This window comes from Variovorax sp. GW821-FHT09A10 (genome assembly GCF_059418385.1).
In genome coordinates this window covers 116084-134475 of the sequence record NZ_JBWKPT010000011.1, presented here as the reverse complement: position 1 = coordinate 134475, position 18392 = coordinate 116084, and the positions used below count along the sequence as shown (strand labels likewise).

Annotated in this window: 23 protein-coding genes and 1 pseudogene; 8 read left to right on the top strand and 16 right to left on the bottom strand. The window is 69.6% G+C overall.

Going from position 1 to position 18392, the window contains the following annotated elements; genetic code table 11:
• Position 1: 1 nt before the first annotated feature.
• Entirely contained in the window at positions 2–691 is a 690-nt protein-coding gene (locus tag AC07Q9_RS28405; RefSeq protein WP_492681788.1) for an isochorismatase family protein, read from the bottom strand.
• A gap of 7 nt (positions 692–698) precedes the next feature.
• Positions 699–1325: an isochorismate family cysteine hydrolase YcaC gene (gene ycaC, locus AC07Q9_RS28400; protein ID WP_062479957.1), complete on the bottom strand. Its 627-nt coding sequence runs from the start codon at positions 1323–1325 to the stop codon at positions 699–701.
• Positions 1326–1569: 244 nt separating this feature from the next.
• Here ycaC and AC07Q9_RS28395 point away from each other — a divergent pair, with 244 nt between their 5' ends.
• From AC07Q9_RS28395 to AC07Q9_RS28380, 4 genes are all read left to right on the top strand, one after another.
• On the top strand, positions 1570–1905 hold the full coding sequence (locus AC07Q9_RS28395; RefSeq protein WP_492681790.1) for a hypothetical protein: 336 nt from the start codon (positions 1570–1572) through the stop codon (positions 1903–1905).
• Positions 1906–2083: 178 nt separating this feature from the next.
• A complete protein-coding gene (locus tag AC07Q9_RS28390) occupies positions 2084–2782 on the top strand; it encodes a Bax inhibitor-1/YccA family protein (protein WP_492681792.1) in 699 nt (232 codons plus the stop codon).
• Between the two features lie 37 nt (positions 2783–2819).
• Entirely contained in the window at positions 2820–3365 is a 546-nt protein-coding gene (locus AC07Q9_RS28385; protein WP_492681794.1) for an Rrf2 family transcriptional regulator, read from the top strand.
• Positions 3366–3466: 101 nt separating this feature from the next.
• Positions 3467–3913 (top strand): universal stress protein, encoded by a 447-nt coding sequence (locus tag AC07Q9_RS28380; protein WP_062479963.1) that lies wholly within the window; start codon positions 3467–3469, stop codon positions 3911–3913.
• 38 nt (positions 3914–3951) lie between these two features.
• Here the strand turns inward: AC07Q9_RS28380 and AC07Q9_RS28375 are convergent, their stop codons facing one another.
• The 4 genes and pseudogenes from AC07Q9_RS28375 to AC07Q9_RS28360 form a co-directional block, all read right to left on the bottom strand.
• Positions 3952–4380, bottom strand: coding sequence for a hypothetical protein (locus AC07Q9_RS28375; protein ID WP_492681796.1), 429 nt, complete (start codon positions 4378–4380; stop codon positions 3952–3954).
• A 42-nt stretch (positions 4381–4422) separates the two neighbouring features.
• Positions 4423–4920: a GNAT family N-acetyltransferase gene (locus AC07Q9_RS28370; protein ID WP_495312624.1), complete on the bottom strand. Its 498-nt coding sequence runs from the start codon at positions 4918–4920 to the stop codon at positions 4423–4425.
• A 24-nt stretch (positions 4921–4944) separates the two neighbouring features.
• A pseudogene (locus AC07Q9_RS28365) lies at positions 4945–5508 on the bottom strand (HD domain-containing protein); the annotation flags it as partial.
• A gap of 64 nt (positions 5509–5572) precedes the next feature.
• Positions 5573–6160 carry a hemerythrin domain-containing protein gene (locus tag AC07Q9_RS28360; protein WP_495312595.1) on the bottom strand — a complete coding sequence of 196 codons (588 nt, stop codon included), beginning with the start codon at positions 6158–6160 and terminating at the stop codon, positions 5573–5575.
• A gap of 150 nt (positions 6161–6310) precedes the next feature.
• Between AC07Q9_RS28360 and AC07Q9_RS28355 the strand changes: the two genes are divergently transcribed.
• Positions 6311–6823: a universal stress protein gene (locus tag AC07Q9_RS28355; protein ID WP_495312594.1), complete on the top strand. Its 513-nt coding sequence runs from the start codon at positions 6311–6313 to the stop codon at positions 6821–6823.
• A 67-nt stretch (positions 6824–6890) separates the two neighbouring features.
• On the opposite strand, the gene AC07Q9_RS28350 is transcribed toward AC07Q9_RS28355, so the two are convergent.
• Positions 6891–8075 carry a DesA family fatty acid desaturase gene (locus AC07Q9_RS28350; RefSeq protein WP_489057813.1) on the bottom strand — a complete coding sequence of 395 codons (1185 nt, stop codon included), beginning with the start codon at positions 8073–8075 and terminating at the stop codon, positions 6891–6893.
• A 181-nt stretch (positions 8076–8256) separates the two neighbouring features.
• On the opposite strand from AC07Q9_RS28350, the gene AC07Q9_RS28345 reads away from it, so the two are divergent.
• Together AC07Q9_RS28345 and AC07Q9_RS28340 are read left to right on the top strand one after the other, a co-directional pair.
• Positions 8257–8982 carry a winged helix-turn-helix domain-containing protein gene (locus AC07Q9_RS28345; protein WP_070062099.1) on the top strand — a complete coding sequence of 242 codons (726 nt, stop codon included), beginning with the start codon at positions 8257–8259 and terminating at the stop codon, positions 8980–8982.
• The gene (locus AC07Q9_RS28340; protein WP_495312593.1) at positions 8975–11086 is read left to right on the top strand and encodes a PAS domain S-box protein; all 2112 of its coding nucleotides are present in this window, start codon (positions 8975–8977) and stop codon (positions 11084–11086) included. The genes AC07Q9_RS28345 and AC07Q9_RS28340 overlap by 8 nt, the downstream gene beginning before the upstream one ends.
• Before the next feature lie 13 nt (positions 11087–11099).
• Here AC07Q9_RS28340 and AC07Q9_RS28335 read toward each other — a convergent pair whose 3' ends face one another.
• A complete protein-coding gene (locus AC07Q9_RS28335) occupies positions 11100–11858 on the bottom strand; it encodes a Crp/Fnr family transcriptional regulator (RefSeq protein ID WP_495312592.1) in 759 nt (252 codons plus the stop codon).
• Positions 11859–12084: 226 nt separating this feature from the next.
• On the opposite strand from AC07Q9_RS28335, the gene AC07Q9_RS28330 reads away from it, so the two are divergent.
• The gene (locus tag AC07Q9_RS28330; protein WP_495261143.1) at positions 12085–12567 is read left to right on the top strand and encodes a Rossmann-fold NAD(P)-binding domain-containing protein; all 483 of its coding nucleotides are present in this window, start codon (positions 12085–12087) and stop codon (positions 12565–12567) included.
• A 12-nt stretch (positions 12568–12579) separates the two neighbouring features.
• Here AC07Q9_RS28330 and AC07Q9_RS28325 read toward each other — a convergent pair whose 3' ends face one another.
• Genes AC07Q9_RS28325 through ccoO form a run of 8 tightly spaced genes read right to left on the bottom strand, consistent with a single transcriptional unit; the run spans position 12580 to position 18390 of the window.
• On the bottom strand, positions 12580–13281 hold the full coding sequence (locus AC07Q9_RS28325) for a sulfite exporter TauE/SafE family protein (protein ID WP_495312591.1): 702 nt from the start codon (positions 13279–13281) through the stop codon (positions 12580–12582).
• A gap of 4 nt (positions 13282–13285) precedes the next feature.
• Positions 13286–14692 carry an oxygen-independent coproporphyrinogen III oxidase gene (gene hemN, locus AC07Q9_RS28320; RefSeq protein WP_492681808.1) on the bottom strand — a complete coding sequence of 469 codons (1407 nt, stop codon included), beginning with the start codon at positions 14690–14692 and terminating at the stop codon, positions 13286–13288.
• On the bottom strand, positions 14689–14931 hold the full coding sequence (locus AC07Q9_RS28315; protein ID WP_062481687.1) for a hypothetical protein: 243 nt from the start codon (positions 14929–14931) through the stop codon (positions 14689–14691). The genes hemN and AC07Q9_RS28315 overlap by 4 nt, the downstream gene beginning before the upstream one ends.
• Positions 14928–15218 carry a FixH family protein gene (locus AC07Q9_RS28310; protein WP_492681810.1) on the bottom strand — a complete coding sequence of 97 codons (291 nt, stop codon included), beginning with the start codon at positions 15216–15218 and terminating at the stop codon, positions 14928–14930. The genes AC07Q9_RS28315 and AC07Q9_RS28310 overlap by 4 nt, the downstream gene beginning before the upstream one ends.
• Positions 15219–15229: 11 nt before the next feature.
• Positions 15230–16657: a cytochrome c oxidase accessory protein CcoG gene (gene ccoG, locus AC07Q9_RS28305; protein WP_495273894.1), complete on the bottom strand. Its 1428-nt coding sequence runs from the start codon at positions 16655–16657 to the stop codon at positions 15230–15232.
• Positions 16654–17568, bottom strand: a complete 915-nt coding sequence (ccoP, locus tag AC07Q9_RS28300; protein ID WP_495312590.1) for a cytochrome-c oxidase, cbb3-type subunit III — start codon at positions 17566–17568, stop codon at positions 16654–16656. The genes ccoG and ccoP overlap by 4 nt, the downstream gene beginning before the upstream one ends.
• A gap of 13 nt (positions 17569–17581) precedes the next feature.
• Positions 17582–17722, bottom strand: coding sequence for a cbb3-type cytochrome oxidase subunit 3 (locus AC07Q9_RS28295; protein WP_062481697.1), 141 nt, complete (start codon positions 17720–17722; stop codon positions 17582–17584).
• 23 nt (positions 17723–17745) lie between these two features.
• The gene (ccoO, locus tag AC07Q9_RS28290) at positions 17746–18390 is read right to left on the bottom strand and encodes a cytochrome-c oxidase, cbb3-type subunit II (RefSeq protein WP_062481700.1); all 645 of its coding nucleotides are present in this window, start codon (positions 18388–18390) and stop codon (positions 17746–17748) included.
• Positions 18391–18392: the final 2 nt, after the last annotated feature.

The window sequence follows — 18392 nt, the reverse complement described above, 5'->3', positions numbered from 1 at the left end:
ATCAGGCGCGCTGCGAATCCAGCTGCTCGCTGTTCGTCACGACCTCCTGCGCCTTCATGTAGCTCTCGATCAGCAGCTGGTAGGGCGGGAACACGGCGCTGTAGGCCTCGGCCCATTGCGCGGCGTCGTCGCGGTGCCAGGTCTTCTGCACTTCGGAGCACACGCCCGCGGTGTCGATCGGCACCACGCCGGCCTGCACCACGCGCGCCAGCGTGATCTCCTGCGCCATCTTCGAGTACGTGCCCGAGGCGTCGATCACCGCGAACACGCGGTAGCCCTCGTGCACCGCCGCGATGCTCGGGAAGGCCATGCACACGCTGGTGATGGTGCCGGCAATGATCAGCGTGCCGCGCCCCGTGGCCTTCACGGCGGCCACGAACTCGGGGTTGTCCCAGGCGTTGATCTCGCCCTTGCGCGCCACGTACTGCGCATGCGGCGCGTACTTGTGCACTTCGGGAATCAGCGGGCCGTTCGGTCCTTGCGGCACCGAGGCGGTGGTGATGACCGGGATCTTCGCCAGCGTCGCGACCTTGGCCAGCGTGGTGACGTTGGAACGCAGCTCGGTCATCGGCATGTCCTTCACGGTCTGGAACAGGCCGCTCTGGTGGTCGATGAGCAGCATCACGGCATCGTCGGGGTCGATGACGGGCTTGGCGCCGTTGAAGTTGGCAACGTTGTTGGGAATGGTCATGGCGTGCTCACTTTCCCTGGGTCAGCTGCGTGTAGCTGGTGATGAGGTTGCGGTAGTCGGGGATGTGGTTGGAGAACAGCGTGCCCAGCCCCTCGATGTCGTTGCGCCAGTCGCGGTGTAGCTCGCAGGCCACGCCGAACCACGACATCAGCTGCGCGCCGGCGGCCGACATGCGGTCCCACGCGGCCTGGCGCGTCACATCGTTGAAGGTGCCCGACGCATCGGTGACGACGAAAACGTCGAAGCCCTCGGCCAGCGCCGACAGCGCCGGGAAGGCCACGCAGACCTCGGTGACCACGCCGGCGATCAGGAGCTGCTTCTTGCCCGTGGCCTTCACGGCCTTGACGAAGTCCTCGTTGTCCCAGGCGTTGATCTGGCCGGGGCGGGGAATGTAGGGCGCGTCGGGGAACTGGGCCTTCAGCTCGGGCACGAGCGGGCCGTTGGGGCCGTTCTCGAAGCTGGTGGTCAGCACCGTGGGCAGCTTGAAGTAGCTGGCGATATCGGCCAGGGCCAGCACGTTGTTCTTGAACTTGTCGGGGTCGATGTCGCGCACCAGCGAGAGCAGGCCGGTCTGGTGGTCGACCAGCAGCACGGCGACATCGTTCTTGTCGAGACGGGTGTAGGGCTTGGACATGGAAGGCTTCCTTTGTGAGGTTGAATGCCGGGGAAAAATGGCCCCCGATGCATGTCCGTCAGCGTAAAAGCGCCCCCGAAAGTCCGGTAGTCGGCGAAATTTGCCTGCAGCGTTCCACCCGATGGACGATGGCAACACCCGTGCGCGCAGGTCGGATGAATTCGCGCCCGCCGGAGCCGATCCCTCGCGGCGGGTAAAATACCCCTACATGTCCCGCTGGTTTGCCGCTACCGTCCTCGCTTTCATGCTGTCGTGCTACGGCTTCGCCGTGCTCGCGCACGGGCTCGTCGGCGGCAACCATGTGACGTCGACGGGTGACCGCCAGACCGTCGCGACGCTCGCCGTCGCACTGGCCGATGGCGGCAACAGCGAGTCCGGCAACACGTCTTCTTCCGAAGACCCGTCCGCCATGGACGAAGCCGGCTCCGAGCACGCCGAACTGCTCGACGCCCGCCCCCACGCACGCAACCTGCTGGTGCTCTCCGCGCAACCGCCGCGGCTGGGCTCCACCTCGGTGCTCTCGCCGCTGCTCGACCGGCCCAAGCGGCCACCCCGGCCCCACGCCCTCCTCGCCGCCTGAGGCCGCGCGGCGGCGAGCGAACGCCTGAGGACCGATCCGGTCCGGGCGTTTGCGCTCACCCATCCGGCCCGTCGCCTGTTTCGCGCGACGCACCTGCCCCTTCTTTTTCAGCCGTCTGACGGCCCCGCCGCACGTGTCATGCGACCCGTCCGGCCCTCTCTCTTTTCAGGATTTTTTGATGAACTCCAGCCCATCGGCCTACCCCTCCAGCTTCGGCGCACCGTTGGCCTCGGTCCAGGAACGCAACCGCGTTCTGCGCAACACCTACTGGCTGCTCGCACTGTCGATGGTGCCCACCGTGCTGGGCGCCTGGCTCGGCGTGGCCACCGGCCTCACGCGCGCCCTGTCGCCGGGCATCGGCCTCATGGTGTTCCTCGGCGGCGCCTTCGGCTTCATGTACGCCATCGAGAAGACCAAGAACTCCGCCGCCGGCGTGCCCGTGCTGCTGGCCTTCACCTTCTTCATGGGCCTGATGCTGTCGCGCCTGGTCGGCAGCGTGCTCGGCCTGTCCAACGGCGCCAGCCTGGTGATGACCGCCTTCGCCGGCACCGGCGGCATCTTCCTGGGCATGGCCATGCTCTCGACGGTCATCAAGCGCGACATCTCGGCCATGGGCAAGTGGCTCTTCGTGGGCGCCATCGGCCTGCTGGTGGTGGGCATCGCCAACGTCTTCATCCAGTCGAGCGCGCTGATGATGACGCTGTCGGTCGCTGCCATCGGCATCTTCTCGGCCTTCATCCTGCACGACCTGAAGCGCGTGAAGGACGGCCTGGAAACCAACTACATCTCGGCCACGCTGGGCGTGTACCTGAGCCTCTACAACGTGTTCCAGTCGCTGCTGGCCCTGCTGGGCATCGCCGGCGGCCGGGACGAGTAAGCGCACACAGAACGACAAGACAAGGAAGGAAAGCACCATGCGCCTCACCACCAAGGGCCGCTTCGCGGTCACCGCGATGATCGACATCGCCCTGCACGGCCGCTCGGGCCCCGTCACGCTGGCCTCGATCAGCCTGCGCCAGCAGGTCTCGCTCTCGTACCTGGAACTGCTGTTCGCCAAGCTGCGCCGCAACGGGCTGGTCGAATCCACCCGCGGCCCCGGCGGCGGCTACTCGCTCAGCCGCAAGGCCACGGAGATCACGGTGGCCGACATCGTGCTCACCATCGAAGACCTGGGCGCCAGCAAGATCCGCCCGCGCGCCGCCGGCTCGGCCGACGAACCCGGCCGCTGCGAGATCGACGACCTGTGGGCCTCCGTGAACCTGCGCGCCGTCGAGTTCCTGCGCTCGATCTCGCTTCAGAGCCTGGTCGATGAACAGAAGGCCAAGGGCGTGCAGCCCGCCACCAGCGCGGCCGCCCGCCGCACGACATCCGTCGTCGGCTCGCCGGTGCGCAAGCCCTTCGTGGTCGACGCGCCGAACTCGGTGTTCGCACTGGGACGGCGCCATAGCACGAGCAGCTGATACCCGGCACGCGCGGGCGGCACGGCCTTGAATGTGCCCCCCGCGCGGACTAGACTGCAATGGCAAGGGCACCCGCGGTGCCGGGGGCCAAGGAGCCTGCCATGTACAAGCGTGTTCTCGTCGCCACCGACGGCTCTTCGCTGTCGGACAAGGCGGTGGCCGCGGCCATCGACCTCGCGTTGCTGACCGGCGCCGAGCTGGTGAGCGTCAACGTCGCGCACATCCAGCCCTATGGCTATTTCGAAGGCTCGATGCTGCTGAACCAGACGGACTTCGAAGCCAACCAGAAACACGTCGAGCAGGCGGCCCAGCGCGTGGCCGATGCGGTGCGCGACACCGCCCTGGCCAAGGGCGTGCGCCGCGCCGACGCGGTGGTCATGAAGTCAAACCAGGTGGCCGAGGCCATCATCCACGCCGCCAAGAACCAGGACTGCGACCTGATCGTGATGGCCTCGCACGGGCGCCGCAGCCTCGCACGGCTGCTGCTGGGCAGCGAGACGCTGCACGTGCTGACGCACTCGCACATCCCGGTGCTGGTGCTGCGCTGAACTGAACGAACGAGGCCCCGCGCACGCGGTGCGCGGGGTTATCTCGTCGCTGCGGACTCGACGGTCTCGACGACCGTGCGACCGGCCGGCGGGCACGACGGCCCGGCATCGCGGCCGAAGCAGCGCGCGGCCTGCGTGCGCGCCTGCGCCTCCTGCGCGTGGCGCGCCTGCGCGGCATCGACCTGGTAGTCGAGCAGCCACTTCATGAGCAACAACATCGCGATCACCAGGCCGAGCGCCACACCCAGCAGGGTCGTGCGCCAGTTGCGAGGTCGCACCGCAGACGGCGCGCGGGCCGGTGCGCTGCTTTCCATCGCGGTGAAGCCCGCAAGGCTGCGGGAGGCGCCGCCGTCATGGATGCGACGGCGGGGGGGTTCGGGGGTCGCGGAACGCGCGGACACCGAGGTCTGCGCGCGCTTCACGCGCGGCGCATGGGCAGTGTCCGAAGGCAGGTGGCGGGCAGGCATGACGGGGGCGATTATGAACGCCTTGCGCCCCCGGTCCGTGCGTCAGGCACCGACGCCGAACGCCGCGTGGTACCGCACCTCGCCGACCGGCCAGGCACCGTGGAACGACACGGCCTGAAAGTATTCCGGCGGCACGCCCGGCAACACCAGCCCGGGCCGCACGACGAAGCCGAAGCGGCCATAGAAAGCCGGGTCGCCCAGCAGCGCGCAGCCTTGCGCGCCGGCGTCGCGCAGGCCCGCCAGCGCCGCGTCCATCAGCAGCCGGCCGATGCCCTGCCCCTGGCGCGCGGGCGCCACCGAGATCGGCCCCAGGCCATGCCAGCCGGTCGTGCCGTCGGAGATTGCCACGGGCGACAGCGCCACATGGCCGACGATCTCGCCACCGTCTTCGACCACGAGCGACAGCGTGAGCTGGCCGGCCGCGCGCAAGGCGTCGACGATGAGGTGTTCGGTGCCGTCGGCATGCGGTGCCTCGGCAAACGCCGCCACCGTCAATTGCCGGATGGCGGCCTCGTCGCCCGGTTGCTCGGGGCGAACCACCGGCCCCGCCTCCGTCCGCCGCGCGGCCTCCACCTTCTTCTGCGTGTCGGCATCCACCAACGCCCGCATCGCGCGGAACAGTGGTCGGCTGCCAGTGTGCTTCTGGCCGTAGCCGAGGTTGAATTCGTAGTCGAAGTCCGGTGGGTTCGCGCCCTGGTTGTGCTGCAGCAGGGTCTCGAGCTTGTCGAGCGCCTTCACCGCCTGCGCTTCGGGCGTCTCGGCCTTTTCGTACTCGTCCCACAGCGCCAGGATGCCCGCGCGCAGCGGCGCGTCGAGCGTGCGCGTGAGCACCTGCAGGTCTTCGCGCTCCTGCGCGCTCTTGTCGGGATGCGCGCCTTGCACGATGGCGGGAATGTCGCCATGGATCGCCTCGCCCAGGTCGTGCACCACGCACATCTTCAGCACCTTGAGCAGGTCCAGGTCGGCCAGCTCGTCCTCGAAGGCCATGGCCATGAGGCACAGGCGCCAGCTGTGCTCGGCCGTGCTCTCGGTGCGGCCCGAGGCGGTGTGCGCGCTGCGCAGCACGCTCTTGAGGCGCTCGGCCTCGCGAAGGAAGTCCAGCCTTCCCTTGATCTGATCGATGTCCATCTCGCGGTCTCGTTCGTCCTGAATGTGTCAGGCCGAGCCTAAGCGATCCGCAGGCACACCGTTGTTACAGCGCCGGCCCCAGCCCGATCGGTGCGGGCACCACGTTGACGATGCGCGTGAAGAGCGACGCATACACCTCGTCGGGCGCGGGGTGGTTGGAGAACAGGTCGCGGTTCTCGCCAAAGGCCGCATCGAGTTCGCGCCAGTCGTCGGCGCTGAGCACGCGCTCGGCCAGCGGAAGAATCTCGCGCTCCTCGTGCGCCATGTGGTCCAGGTAGAAGCTCACGTACTCGTTCATCGCCTGCTCGAAGGCCAGGCGGCGCGGCTCGCCGAGCATCTCGAAAGCGAGCAGCGCGTGCTCGACATGGCGGATCTTGCGCTCGCCCCAGGCGTGGTCGTTGTCCAGCTTGTCCATCAGGTCGCGCGAGATCGGCGTGCACGCGCGCAGCCGGGGAAAGAGCAGCTCGGTCTCCTTCGGGTGGTGGCGCTTCTCGGGAAACTCGTCCACATAGAACAGCATCGCGCGCAGCGTCGCGAAGTCGGGCATCGTGCGCTTGCGGCGGTGCTGGTCGAGCAGCATCACGATGGAACGCAGCATGGCCGCCAGCGCGGCGTGCTCCTGGCGAATGATCCGGACGGCGGCATGAGTCATGGAGGGTCTCCTTCTTTCGAAGGCCCCAAGGGTCGCAAGTCTGACGCGGCCCAGGCTTGTTCCAGATCAAGGCCCGTGCATGCAGCCGGGCACAGACTGGCATGGCATCTCCTGTCTTTTTCTTCAACGCACTCCTGGAGGCTCCACACCATGTACCAACGCATCCTGGTTCCCGTCGACGGCAGTTCCACCTCCGCCGAAGGCCTGGCCGAAGCCATCCGCCTGGCCCGGCTCACCGGTGGCCGCCTGCGCATCGTCCACATCCTCGACGAACTCTCGTTCGCGCTCGGCATGGACGCCTACGCAGCCCATTCGGGCGACTGGCTCAAGGTGCTGCGCACCAACGCCGTGACGCTGCTCGAGAAGGCCCGCGCGCAGGCGCTGGACGCGGGCGTCGAGGCCGAGGTCGTGCTGCGCGACGGCTTCAAGGCCGGCGCGGTCCACGACCAGGTGGTGACCGAGGCCATCGCCTCGAAGGCCGACCTGATCGTGCTCGGCACACACGGCCGGCGCGGCCTGAGCCGCTGGGCCATGGGCAGCAGCGCGGAGCACATCCTGCGGGTGGCGCCCGTGCCGGTGCTGCTGATCCGCGCGCCCGAAGCCGCGGCCAAGGTGGAGTCCGAGCGCTTCAGCCTGCCGGACGGGCTGGTCGCGAACCAGTAGGCCTACCGGCGCGCGAAAAAGAAAAAAGCGCCGGCCGGCGCTTTTTTCTTTTCTCCTGCGAAGCCTCTCAGGCGTAGGAACGCAGCCGCACCGCAAAGGCCGCCAGCGGCGCGATGCCGCTGGCTTCGGCGCGCTCGCACCAATCCTGCAGCCGCTTCACGAGCTGTTCGCCGGTGGCGCCCGAGCGGCTCCACAGCGCGGTCAGCTCACGCCGCATGGCGTACATCGTTTCCAGTGCCTGCGAAGCCACCAGCGCTTGCGTGAGCTGCGCATGGCGCGTGGCGTCGAGCGCCTTTTCTTCCTTGCCGAGCCAGGGCCGCGCGGCGCGCAAGGCACGTGCCTTGTTCGGCGCGAGCGCATGCACCCGCGCCAGCTCCTCGGTGCAGGCCTGCTTCAGCGAGCGCGAGTAGTTCGACAGCACGTCGTAGTGGTGCCGGATCACCGCCTGCACCGTGAGCAGGTCGACAGTGGCGCGCGGCGTGGTGAGGCGCGGCTTCGGCGCCAGGTGCTTCACCTTCGCCAGCCCCACCGCCTGCAGCGCGCGGATGTAGACCCACCCGATGTCGAACTCGAACCACTTGTTCGACAGCTTCGCCGAGGTCGGGAACGCATGGTGGTTGTTGTGCAGCTCCTCGCCGCCGATCAGCAGGCCGATGGGAAAGATGTTCGTGCTCGCGTCCGACGCCGGCCAGTTGCGGTAGCCCCAGAAGTGGCCGATGCCGTTGACCACGCCGGCGGCCCAGAACGGAATCCATGCGATCTGCACGAGCAGCACCAGCGCGCCCGGCAGCACGCCGAACAGCGCCATGTCGATCAGGCCCATGCAGGTGATGCCCAGCGTCTGGTAGCGCGTGTACAGCCGGCGCTCGAGCCAGTCGTCGGGCGTGCCGTGGCCGTAGCGGCTCAGCGTCTCGGGGTTGCGCGCCTCGGCCACGTACAGCAGCACGCCGCCCCACAGCACGCGCTTCAGGCCCACCACCTGCGGGCTGTGCGGGTCGTCGGGCGTGTCGCACTTGGCGTGGTGCTTGCGGTGCACCGCGGCCCATTGCTTGGTGACCATGCCCGTGGTCATCCAGAGCCAGAAGCGGAAGAAGTGGCTGGCAATGGGGTGCAGGTCGAGCGCGCGGTGCGCCTGGTGGCGGTGCAGGAAGATGGTGACCGAGGCGATGGTGACGTGCGTCAGCGCCAGCGCGGCCAGCAGCACGCCCCACCACGGGAGATCGAGCGCGCCCGAGAAAAGAAAAGATGCCATTCGTTCGTACCTTCTGGACCCTGTGGACAACGGGCGCGATTCTCGGAAGCGCCCCGCCCGCGGGCCTTGCGCCAGATCAACAGCGGGCGCTGCCGCTGCCAGCGCCGCGCCTTGCGTGCTACGCTTCCCGGCTCCCAGCGCCCTTCCCCGTGGCGCCGGCGTTTTTTCTCCCAGCCCCCGCATGACTTCTGCCCCCCACATCGCGGTGCTCGACGACGAGGTCGACATCACGCTGCTGCTGGCCAACTACCTCCAGGGCCACGGCTACCGCGTCACCCAGATCCACGACGGCGCGGCGCTGCGCTCGCTCATGGCCGCCGACCCGGCCGACCTCGTGCTGCTGGACCTGGGCCTGCCCGGCGAAGACGGCTTTTCCATCGCCCGCCACATGCGCGAGAACTGGCGCTGCGGCCTCGTGATCGTCACCGGCCGCGGCGACCCGGTGGACAAGGTGGTGGGCCTCGAAGTGGGCGCCGACGACTACGTGACCAAGCCCTTCGACCTGCGCGAGCTGGCGGCGCGCGTCAAGGCCGTGCTGCGGCGCCTGACGCCCGACGCGTCGGCGGCCGCTGCCGCCCCCACGCCGCCCGAGCGCCTGCGCTTCGCCGGCTGGCGCCTGGACACCGCCGCGCGCAGCCTCAGCAACGCGCAGGGCGAGGCCGTGGCGCTGACCACCGGCGAGTTCGACCTGCTGTGCGCCTTCGCGCGGCACCCGGGCCGCGTGCTCTCGCGCGACTTCCTGCTCGAGCAGACGCGCGGGCGCGAGGCCGCCCCCTTCGACCGCACGATCGACGTGCAGGTCGGCCGGCTGCGCAAGAAAATCGAGGCCAACGCCGACGATCCGCAGCTCATCAAGTCGGTGCGCGGCGCGGGCTACATCCTGGTGCCGCCGGTCACCCATGGCTGACGGCAGCGCACCCTCGATTCCCGGCCTGCCCTCGGGCGTCGAGGAAGGCAGCGTGTTCCGCTCGCTGTTCGCCGCGTATCCCGATTCGCTGCTGGTGGTGGACCAGTCGGGCCGCATCGTGCTGGCCAACCCCTCGGCCGCCGCCATGCTCGGCTACGCGGCCGACGAGCTCGTGGGCCTGAGCGTGGAAGCGCTGGTGCCCGACAGCATCCGCCCGCGCCACGCGGCGTTTCGCGAAGCCTACGGCCGCGCGCCGCGCCCGCGCCCGATGGGCACCGACATGGAGCTGGTCGCCAAGCGCAAGGACGGCAGCGAGGTGATGGTCGAGATCGCGCTGAGCCCGCTGCAGAACCAGGGCCTGCCCTTCGTGGTGGCCGCCATCCGCGACATCGGCGCCTACCCGCGCGTGAAGCAGGCGCTGCAGCGCGCGCGCTACAGCGAACACCTGGCGCAGTTGGGCCGCCTGGCGGTCGACACGCGCGACCTGCAGGTGGTGCTGGCGCAGGTGCCCGACATCGTCGCGACCGCATTGCAGGTCGAGGTGGCGATGGTGTGGCTGCTCGACGGCAGCCAGCGCGAGTTCCGCCTGGCCAGCGGCGTGGGCCTGGTCGCCGACGAGAGCGTGGGCCTGCGCATCGCCAACCGGCCCGACACGCAACCCGGCTACGTGCTCTCGCAAGGCTGCCCCGTCGTGGTCACGGACTACCGCGAAGAGCGCCGCTTCACCGTGCCGCCCGCCTACCTCGAGGCCGGGCTGGTCAGCGCGCTGGCCGTGCCGCTGTCCGACCGGGGCCGCGTGACCGGCATGCTGTCGGTGCGCGCCACCGCCGCGCGGCGCTTCGGCGACGAGGAGATCCGCTTTCTCGAATCGGTGGCGAGCCTGCTGGCCACCAGCCTGCAGCGCGTGCAGACCGAAGAAGCGCTGAACCACGCGCAGCGCCTGGAGAGCGTGGGCCAGCTCACCGGCGGCATCGCGCACGACTTCAACAACCTGCTGACCATCATCCAGGGCAACCTGCAGGTGCTCGAAGAGCTGCCGCAGCTCGCAGCCGACGGCTATGCGCAGCAGCTCGTGGCCGCCGCTGCGCGCGCCAGCCGGCGCGGCGCCGAGCTCACAGGCAAGCTGCTGGCCTTCTCGCGGCGCCAGATGCTGCAGCCCGACGCGGTCGACGTGCGGCAGATGCTGCACTCGCTCACCGACATGCTGCGCCGCACGCTCGACCAGCGCATCCAGATCGAGATCGACGCCGACGACCCCTGCCCCGCCGTGCGCGCCGACCCGGGCCAGCTCGAATCGGCGCTGCTGAACATCGCCATCAACGCGCGCGACGCCATGCCCGAGGGCGGGCGCCTGCACTTTCGCGCCGAGGCCTGCGACGCCCTGCCGGCCACCGTGCGCCAGGAACTGAGCGACGCCGACGCCGGTCGCCGCTTCGTCGCGCTCTCCATCGCCGACAGCGGCACCGGCATGACCGACGCGGTCATGGAGCACCTCTTCGAGCCCTTCTTCACCACCAAGGAGGCCGGGCGCGGCACCGGCCTGGGCCTGAGCACGGTGTACGGCTTCGTGAAGCAGTCGCGCGGCGCCATCGCCATCGACAGCAAGCTCAACGCCGGCACCACCGTGACGCTCTACCTGCCGCAGGTCGAGGCCGATGTGGCAAGCGCTGCGGCACCTGCCGACGAAGAGCCGATGGAGATCGAAGCCGAAGCCACGCTGGCCCCGGGCCTGCGCGTGATGCTGGTCGAAGACGACGCCGAGGTGCGCCAGGTGGTCCACACCTTCCTGACCACGCTGGGCTGCGAGGTCGCGACCGCCGCCAATGCCGAACAAGCGTTGCCCGCCATGGCGGCCGAGGCCACGCCCTTCGACCTGCTGCTGAGCGACATCGCGCTCGGCCCCGGCATGCGCGGCACGCGGCTGGCCGCAGAGGCGGTGCAACGCCAACCGCGACTCGCGGTGCTGCTGATGTCGGGGTTCTCGGCGGAGCTGCTCGACGCCGACCGCGAAGCGCCCCCGGGCTGGGAGCTGCTGCGCAAGCCGTATTCGCGCAGCGAGCTCGCACGCGCGATGGCGCGGGCGCTGTTGGCTGCGCGCGAGTGAACGAAGTCTCTTCCTACTGAAGCATCGCGGGCGCCGGCGCCAGGCAGCGCTGCACGAAGGCCGAGAGCGCGCCCACGTCGGGAATCTGCACCTCGCGCCGGCCCTTGGTGGCAAAGCCAATGACCTTGTCGCGCGCCAGCCGCGAGAGCGCGCGGCTCACGCTTTCGAGCGTCATGCCCAGGTAGTTGCCGATCTCGGCGCGCGTCATGCGCAGCGTGATCTCGTCGGTGCGCATGCCGCGGTCGGCCAGCGACTCGGCCCAGTAGCGCAGGAAGTCGGCCACGCGCGCGTCGGCCGGCAAGGTGCACACCGACATCAGCGAATCGCGGTCGTGCGCGATCTCGCGGCTCATCGCGGCGTGCAGCATCTGCAGCAGCGCGGGGTGCGTGGCGCAGGCGGCCAGCAGCGATTCGTAGGGCACGACCCAGACCTCGCCGGTGTCCATGGCCACCGCGTCGCACACGTAGCGCTGGCCCGCGATGCCGTCGAAGCCCAGCCAGTCGCCGCGGAACTTCAGGCCCACCACCTGCTCGCGGCCGTCGGCCGAGAGATTCACGATCTTGAAGAAGCCCGAGTTCAGGATGTAGAGGTTGCCGAAGCGTTCGCCGGCCTGGTAGATCACGTCGCCCGTGTGCACCATGCGGCGCTGCGGTTGCAGCTGCTCGGCCAGCAGGCGCAGGCGCTCGGCCGTGCGGCGGCCCGCGTCTTCCTTCTGCACCGTCGGAAGGGGCCGAAGCGGGAGGATGGGGTTGGGGCGGGCACTCGTGAGCATGGGGATTCCTCGGCGTTCTGTCTGTCTTGTGTGGCGTTGCCTGCGATCAGGCGATGTCTCGATGCTAGGAAGCGCGAGGCCCCGCAGTGACAACGGCCCGCATCGGTGCGTAACGTCGGGTGAATGCTCTGTGTCCGGCGTGTAACAGCGGCGCGCTCCTTGATGTGCGTCAAGGCCGGCGCGGCACGGGTGGCTAGCCTCCGCGAGACACATGTCGAACCTTGCCATGCACCCTTCCACCGCCGCGCTGTCGCCCCAGAGAGAGGCCAGCCTGCTGGGCCGCGCCCGGCTGCTCCAGCGCGCCGCGCTCGACGGCGCCGCGCCGCCGCGGCTGCTGCGCGGCAAGAACCTCGGCCTGCTCAGCGAGACCGGCGACAGCGCCGCGCTGGCCCTGCTGCGCCAGGCCGCCGAGGAACTGGGCGCACAGGTCGCGACCATGCGCTCCAGCCTGTCGACCGACACGCCGGTGCAGGAGCTGCAGCACACGGCGCGCATGCTCGGCCGGCTCTACGATGCCGTCGCCTGCGAGGGCATCGACGCCGCGCTGGTGCGCCAGATCGGCCAGCACGCGGGCATTCCGGTGCACGACGGCGCCGCAGCCGACAGCCACCCCACGGCCGCGCTCGTGGGGCTGCTCGGCGAGCGCACGGCGGCGGCGGACAACCGGAGGTTCGTGCTACAGGCGTTGCTGATCGAGAGCATCGCCTGAGGAGCTAGCGCTTCAGCCGCACCAGTCGGCGATGCGGTGGCTCAGGTCCATCCACAGCGCCTGCAGCGCCACCGCCGCCAGCAACACCCCCGCCAGCCGCGCGCCCCAGGCCTGGCGCGTGCCGCTGTCGCCCCACCCGCGCAGGCGCTGCCACAGCCACGGCGCAGCGAGGAGCGAGACGCTGCTGCCCAGCGCGAACAGCGCCATCGTCGAGGCGCCCTGCAGCGGCCCGTTGCCCAGCGCGGCCAGCATGAGCGCCGAATAGAGCAAGCCGCAGGGCATGGCGACCCAGAGCGTGCCCGTGGCGAGCACGCCCAGCAGCGAACCGCCGGCCATGGGCCGCAGGCGCGCTTCGAGTGCGCGCCCGGCGCGCTGCGCCCACAGCGGCTGGCGGCCCGCGACGGCGAGCACCACGCCCCAGGCGAGCACGAACACATGCAGCATCACCCACAGCGGGCGCCATGCCGCGACCTGCGCGCTCGCTGCGCCCAGGCCGTGCAGGCTCGCGGCGGCGATGGCGCCGGCGGCTGCGTAGCTCGCCATGCGGCCGAGGTGGAAGGCGACCGGTGCGACGGGATGCACGGCCTGCGCGGGCTTGCCCACCGGCACGATGCGGATCACCGCGGCCGACACCGCGCCGCACATCGCCACGCAATGCGGCCCGCCGGCGAGCCCCATCAGCAATGCGGCGCCTGCGAGTGCGGGGGAATCCATCGAATCAAACCACGCGCGAAAAGCGCGTGCGCGTCGCTGCGCAATAGCGATCGAACACCATCGCCACCGCACGCACGAGGAACCAGCCGGCCTCGGTGACCTCGATGGTGCGCGGCGACAGGCGCACCAGCCCTTGCTCGGCCATCGGCGCCAGCGCGGCACGCTCGGGGGCGAAGTAGTCCGCGAAGGCGATGCCGTGCGCGGCTTCGACCGCGTCGAAGTCCACGCGCCCCCGGCACATCAGCGCCATGATGACCTCGCGGCGCAGCAGGTCGTCGTCCGACAGCGCGAGCCCCTTGACCACGGGCAGGCGGCCCTGGTCGAGCAACGCGTAGTAGTCCTCCAGCGTCTTCGCGTTCTGGCTGTAGGTTGCGCCCACGCGGCCGATGGCCGACACGCCGAGGGCGACGAGGTCGCCGTCGGGCTGCGTGCTGTAGCCCTGGAAATCGCGGTGCAGCCGGCCCTCCCGCTTGGCCACGGCCAGCGGGTCGTCGGGCAGCGCGAAGTGGTCCATGCCGATGTAGACATAGCCGGCTTCGGTGAGCGCCGCAATCGCGCGCCCGAGCATGCGCACGCGCGTGGGCGCGTCGGGCAGTTCATCGGCCGCGATGCGCCGCTGCGGCTTGAAGCGCTCCGGCAGGTGGGCGTAGGCATACAGCGCGATGCGGTCAGGGCGCAGTTCGCGGATCTGCGCGAGCGTGCGCTCGAACGAGGCATCGTTCTGACGCGGCAGGCCGTAGATCAGGTCGACGTTGATCGATTTGAAACCCAGCGTGCGCGCCGTGTCCATGAGCGCGAAGACCTGCGCCGCCGGCTGGATGCGGTGCACGGCCTGCTGCACGGCGGGGTCGAAGTCCTGCACGCCGAAGCTCAGGCGGTTGAAGCCGAGCGCGGCCAGCGCCGCGAGGCGCTTGGCATCGACGGTGCGCGGATCGATCTCGATCGACTGCTCGCCGCCCGGCACGAAGGCGAACGCGCGGCGCAGCAGGATCACCAGTTCGCCCAGTTCTTCGTCGTCCAGGAAGGTCGGCGTGCCGCCGCCCAGGTGCAGCTGGCCGACGGGCGCACCAGGCCCGAGCTGCGCGACCTGCAGCGCCACTTCGCGCGCAAGGTAATCGAGGTACTGCCGCCCGCGCTCGCGGTGCTTCGTCACGACCTTGTTGCAGGCGCAGTAGTAGCACAGCGATTCGCAGAACGGGATGTGCACGTAGAGCGACAGCGGTTCGCCGGCCGTGTCCGCATCGCGCCGCAAGTGCAGCGCCTGCGCGTAGTCGCCGGTGCCGAAGGTCTCGACGAAGCGATCGGCCGTGGGGTACGAGGTGTAGCGCGGGCCGGGCACGTCGAAGCGACGCAGCAGCTCGACGGGCAGCACGGACGGGGTCTCGGGAACGCAGGCCAGGGGCAAGCTCATGACGCAGTCTCTTTCTCGGACGGCAGCGCCAGCAGCGTGGTGCACGCGCTCGAGGCCGCCGCCATCAGCCAGAACACGAAGAAGGACACGGTGTAGATGCCCTGGCGCGACATGCGCAGCGCATCGGCGCCGCAGTACGAGTGGATCGGATCGATCATCGCGAACACCAGCACCTCCATGCCGCAGGCCACGAGGAACGACGGCCACAGGATGCCGGCGATGCGGCGCATGGCACTCATGGGGCCGCCCTCTTGGGCACCGGCACATCGTCCTCCGGCGTGGCCGCGTGATTGCGCCCGGCCTGCGCCGGCATGCGCTTCTTGTCGGCCAGCGTGCGGTTGATCTCGATGCCTTCGCGGTAGTAGTCCTCCGACACCAGCACCTCGGGCGTGCGCAGCGCCAGCCACACGGTCACGATGCTCGCCAGCACCACGGCGGCAGGCCCCGCGATCACCAGCCAGACCAGCGGGTAGCGCCACCAGGGGCCGCAGGTCGCGGGTGCGTTCATCGGCAGGGCATCGTTCATGGAAAGACCTTTCAGCGCGGCACCAGGAAGACCGCTTTTTCGGAAACCTGCGCCGCGCCATCCGCCTGCCGGATGTCGAAGTGCACCGTGTGCGAACCGGCCGGCGCGGCGCCATAAGGCACCTGCAGCCGCACCGCGACCCAGCGCGCCTGCGCGGGCTCGACCTCGATGGCCTCGTCGGGCGAGGCCACGCTCAACCCGTCGATGCCGCGCGCGGCGATGCGGTAGTGCTGCGTGCGCTCGGTCGCGTTCATGATCTGCAGCCGGTAGACGTTCTCCAGCCGCCCGCCCTCGACGATCCGCGCCAGCGAGGCGCGGTCGCGCACCACGTCGACCTTCAGCGGCGTGCGCACGACCAGGCTGGCGAGCAGGCCCGCCACCAGCAGCGCGAGCAGCGCCGTGTAGACCAGCACGCGCGGGCGCAGCACGCGGCGCCACAGCTGGCGGCGCGACCAGCCGGCCTCCATGCCGTTCTGCGTGTCGTAGCGGATCAGGCGCGGCGCGTAGCCCATCTTGTCCATCACGCTGTCGCAGGCGTCCACGCACAGGCCGCAGCCGATGCACTCGTACTGCAGGCCCTGGCGGATGTCGATGCCCGTGGGGCACACCTGCACGCACAGGCTGCAGTCGATGCAGTCGCCCAGTGCGGCGCTGCGCGGGTCGACGTTCTTGCGGCGCGGCGCGCGCGGCTCGCCGCGCCGCGGGTCATAGCTGACGATGAGCGTGTCGCGGTCGAACATCGCGCTCTGGAAGCGCGCGTAGGGGCACATGTACTTGCACACCTGTTCGCGCATGAAGCCGGCGTTGCCGTACGTGGCGAAGCCGTAGAAGAACACCCAGAACACCTCCCACGAGCCCATCTGCGTCTGCAGGAAGGCCATGCCCAGCTCGCGGATGGGCGTGAAGTAGCCCACGAAGGTGAAGCCGGTCCACAGCGCGATGCCGATCCAGACGAGGTGCTTGAAGGCCTTCTTCACCAGCTTCTCGAGCGAGAACGCGCCGGCGTCGAGCCGGATGCGCGCGCTGCGGTTGCCTTCGATGCGCTGCTCCACCCACAGGAACATCTCGGTGTAGACGGTCTGCGGGCAGGCATAGCCGCACCACAGGCGCCCGGCCACGGCCGTGAAGAGAAAGAGGGAGAGCGCGCTGATCACCAGCAGGCCCGACAGGTAGATCAGGTCCTGCGGGTACAGCACCAGACCGAAGATGTAGAAGCGCCGCGCGGCCAGGTCGAACAGCACCATCTGCCGCTCGCCCCACTCCACCCAGGGCATGCCGTAGAACACCAGCTGCGTGAGAAAGACCATGGCCCAGCGCCAGCGCGCGAACAGGCCCTGCACGCTGCGCGGGTAGATCTTCTTCGTCGCCTCGTACAGGCCGACCTCCGGCGCGGCGGCGGGCGGCGCGCTGGCGATCGGGATGACGGTCTTTCGCGTCATGGCGTCCCGGTCGCAGGGTTGGACATGCCCCACACGTAGGAGGCCAGCAGCTTGATCTGCGCTTCGGTCAGGCGCCCTTCCTGCGCGGGCATGGCGCTGTGCTTGCCCTCGTTGATGATCTGCACGATGGCGGCCTCGCCGTAGCCGTGCAGCCAGATGCGGTCGTTCAGGCGCGGGGCGCCCAGCGCCGGGTTGCCCACGCCGCCGATGCCGTGGCAGGCCGCGCAGGCGGCGAACTTGGGCTTGCCCAGGCCCGCGCGCAGCGAATCGTGCGGCTCGCCCGACAGGCTCAGCACGTAGTGGGCGACGTTCTTCACGTCGTCGGGCGTGCCGACCATCGCGGCGGCCGGCGGCATGGTGCCGATGCGGCCCTTGGTGATCGACTCGACGATCTTGTCGGGCGTGCCGCCGTGCAGCCAGTCGGCGTCGGTGAGGTTGGGAAAGCCCTTGCTGCCGCGCGCGTCGGAGCCGTGGCACTGCGCGCAGTTGTTCATGAACAGGCGCTCGCCGATGGCGCGGGCCTGCGGGTCGCGGGCGACCTCCTCCAGGGGCATGGGCGCGTAGCGCGCGTACACCGGTTCCAATGCCTGCGTGGCCTTGGCCATGTCCTGCTGGTACTCGGCGCGCGAGCTCCAGTCGTTCGTGCCACGGAAGCTGCCCAGGCCCGGGAACACGGCCAGGTAGCCCAGCGAGAAGACGATGGTCAGCACGAACAGGCCCACCCACCACAGCGGCAGCGGATTGTTGGCTTCGCGCAGGTCTTCGTCCCACACATGGCCGGTGGTGTTGTCGGCGTCGGAGGGCACGCGCTTGCGCGCCGTGAGCCACAGGAGCAGCACGCAGCCCAGGATGCTCAGCAGCGAGGCCACGGCCACGTAGCTGGACCAGAAGTTATCAATGAAGTCGCTCATCGTGTGTGTCCCTTCAGTCCTGCTCGAACGGCAACCGGGCCGCTTCGGCGAAGCGCTGCGTGTTGCGGCGCGAGCAGGCCCAGGCCACGATGCCGATGAAGACGACGAAGCAGGCGATGGTGGCGGCGATGCGCAGGGTGGTGATGTCGGTCATGGGGCGTTGCCTGTTCTTTCTTCTTACTTGAGCGCCAGGCCCAGCGACTGCAGGTAGGCCACGGTGGCGTCCATGTCGGTCTTGCCGGCGACCTCGTCGGCGGCCTTGGCAATCTCTTCGTCGGTGTAGGGCACGCCCACCGTGCGCAGCGCGCGCATGCGGGTGGCGATGCTGCCGGCGTCGACCAGCCCCTTCTCCAGCCACGGGTAGGCCGGCATGTTCGACTCGGGCACGAGGTCGCGCGGGTTGTTCAGATGGATGCGGTGCCACTCGTCGCTGTACTTGCCGCCCACGCGGTGCAGGTCGGGGCCGGTGCGCTTGCTGCCCCATTGAAAGGGGTGGTCGTACACGAACTCGCCGGCCACCGAGTAGTGGCCGTAGCGCAGCGTCTCCGAGCGGAAGGGGCGGATCATCTGCGAGTGGCAGTTGTAGCAACCCTCGCGCAGGTACACGTCGCGGCCGGCCAGCTGCAGCGGCGTGAGCGGCTTCACGCCCTCCACGGCCTCGGTGGTCGACTTCTGGAAGAACAGCGGCACGATCTCCACGAGGCCGCCGATGGCCACCACCAGCAGGATCAGCACGATCATCAGCAGGTTGTTGGTCTCGACCTTCTCGTGCGTGAAGCCGGTGGCGGCGGGCGCGGAGTTCTGGTTGTCAGGTGCGTTCATCG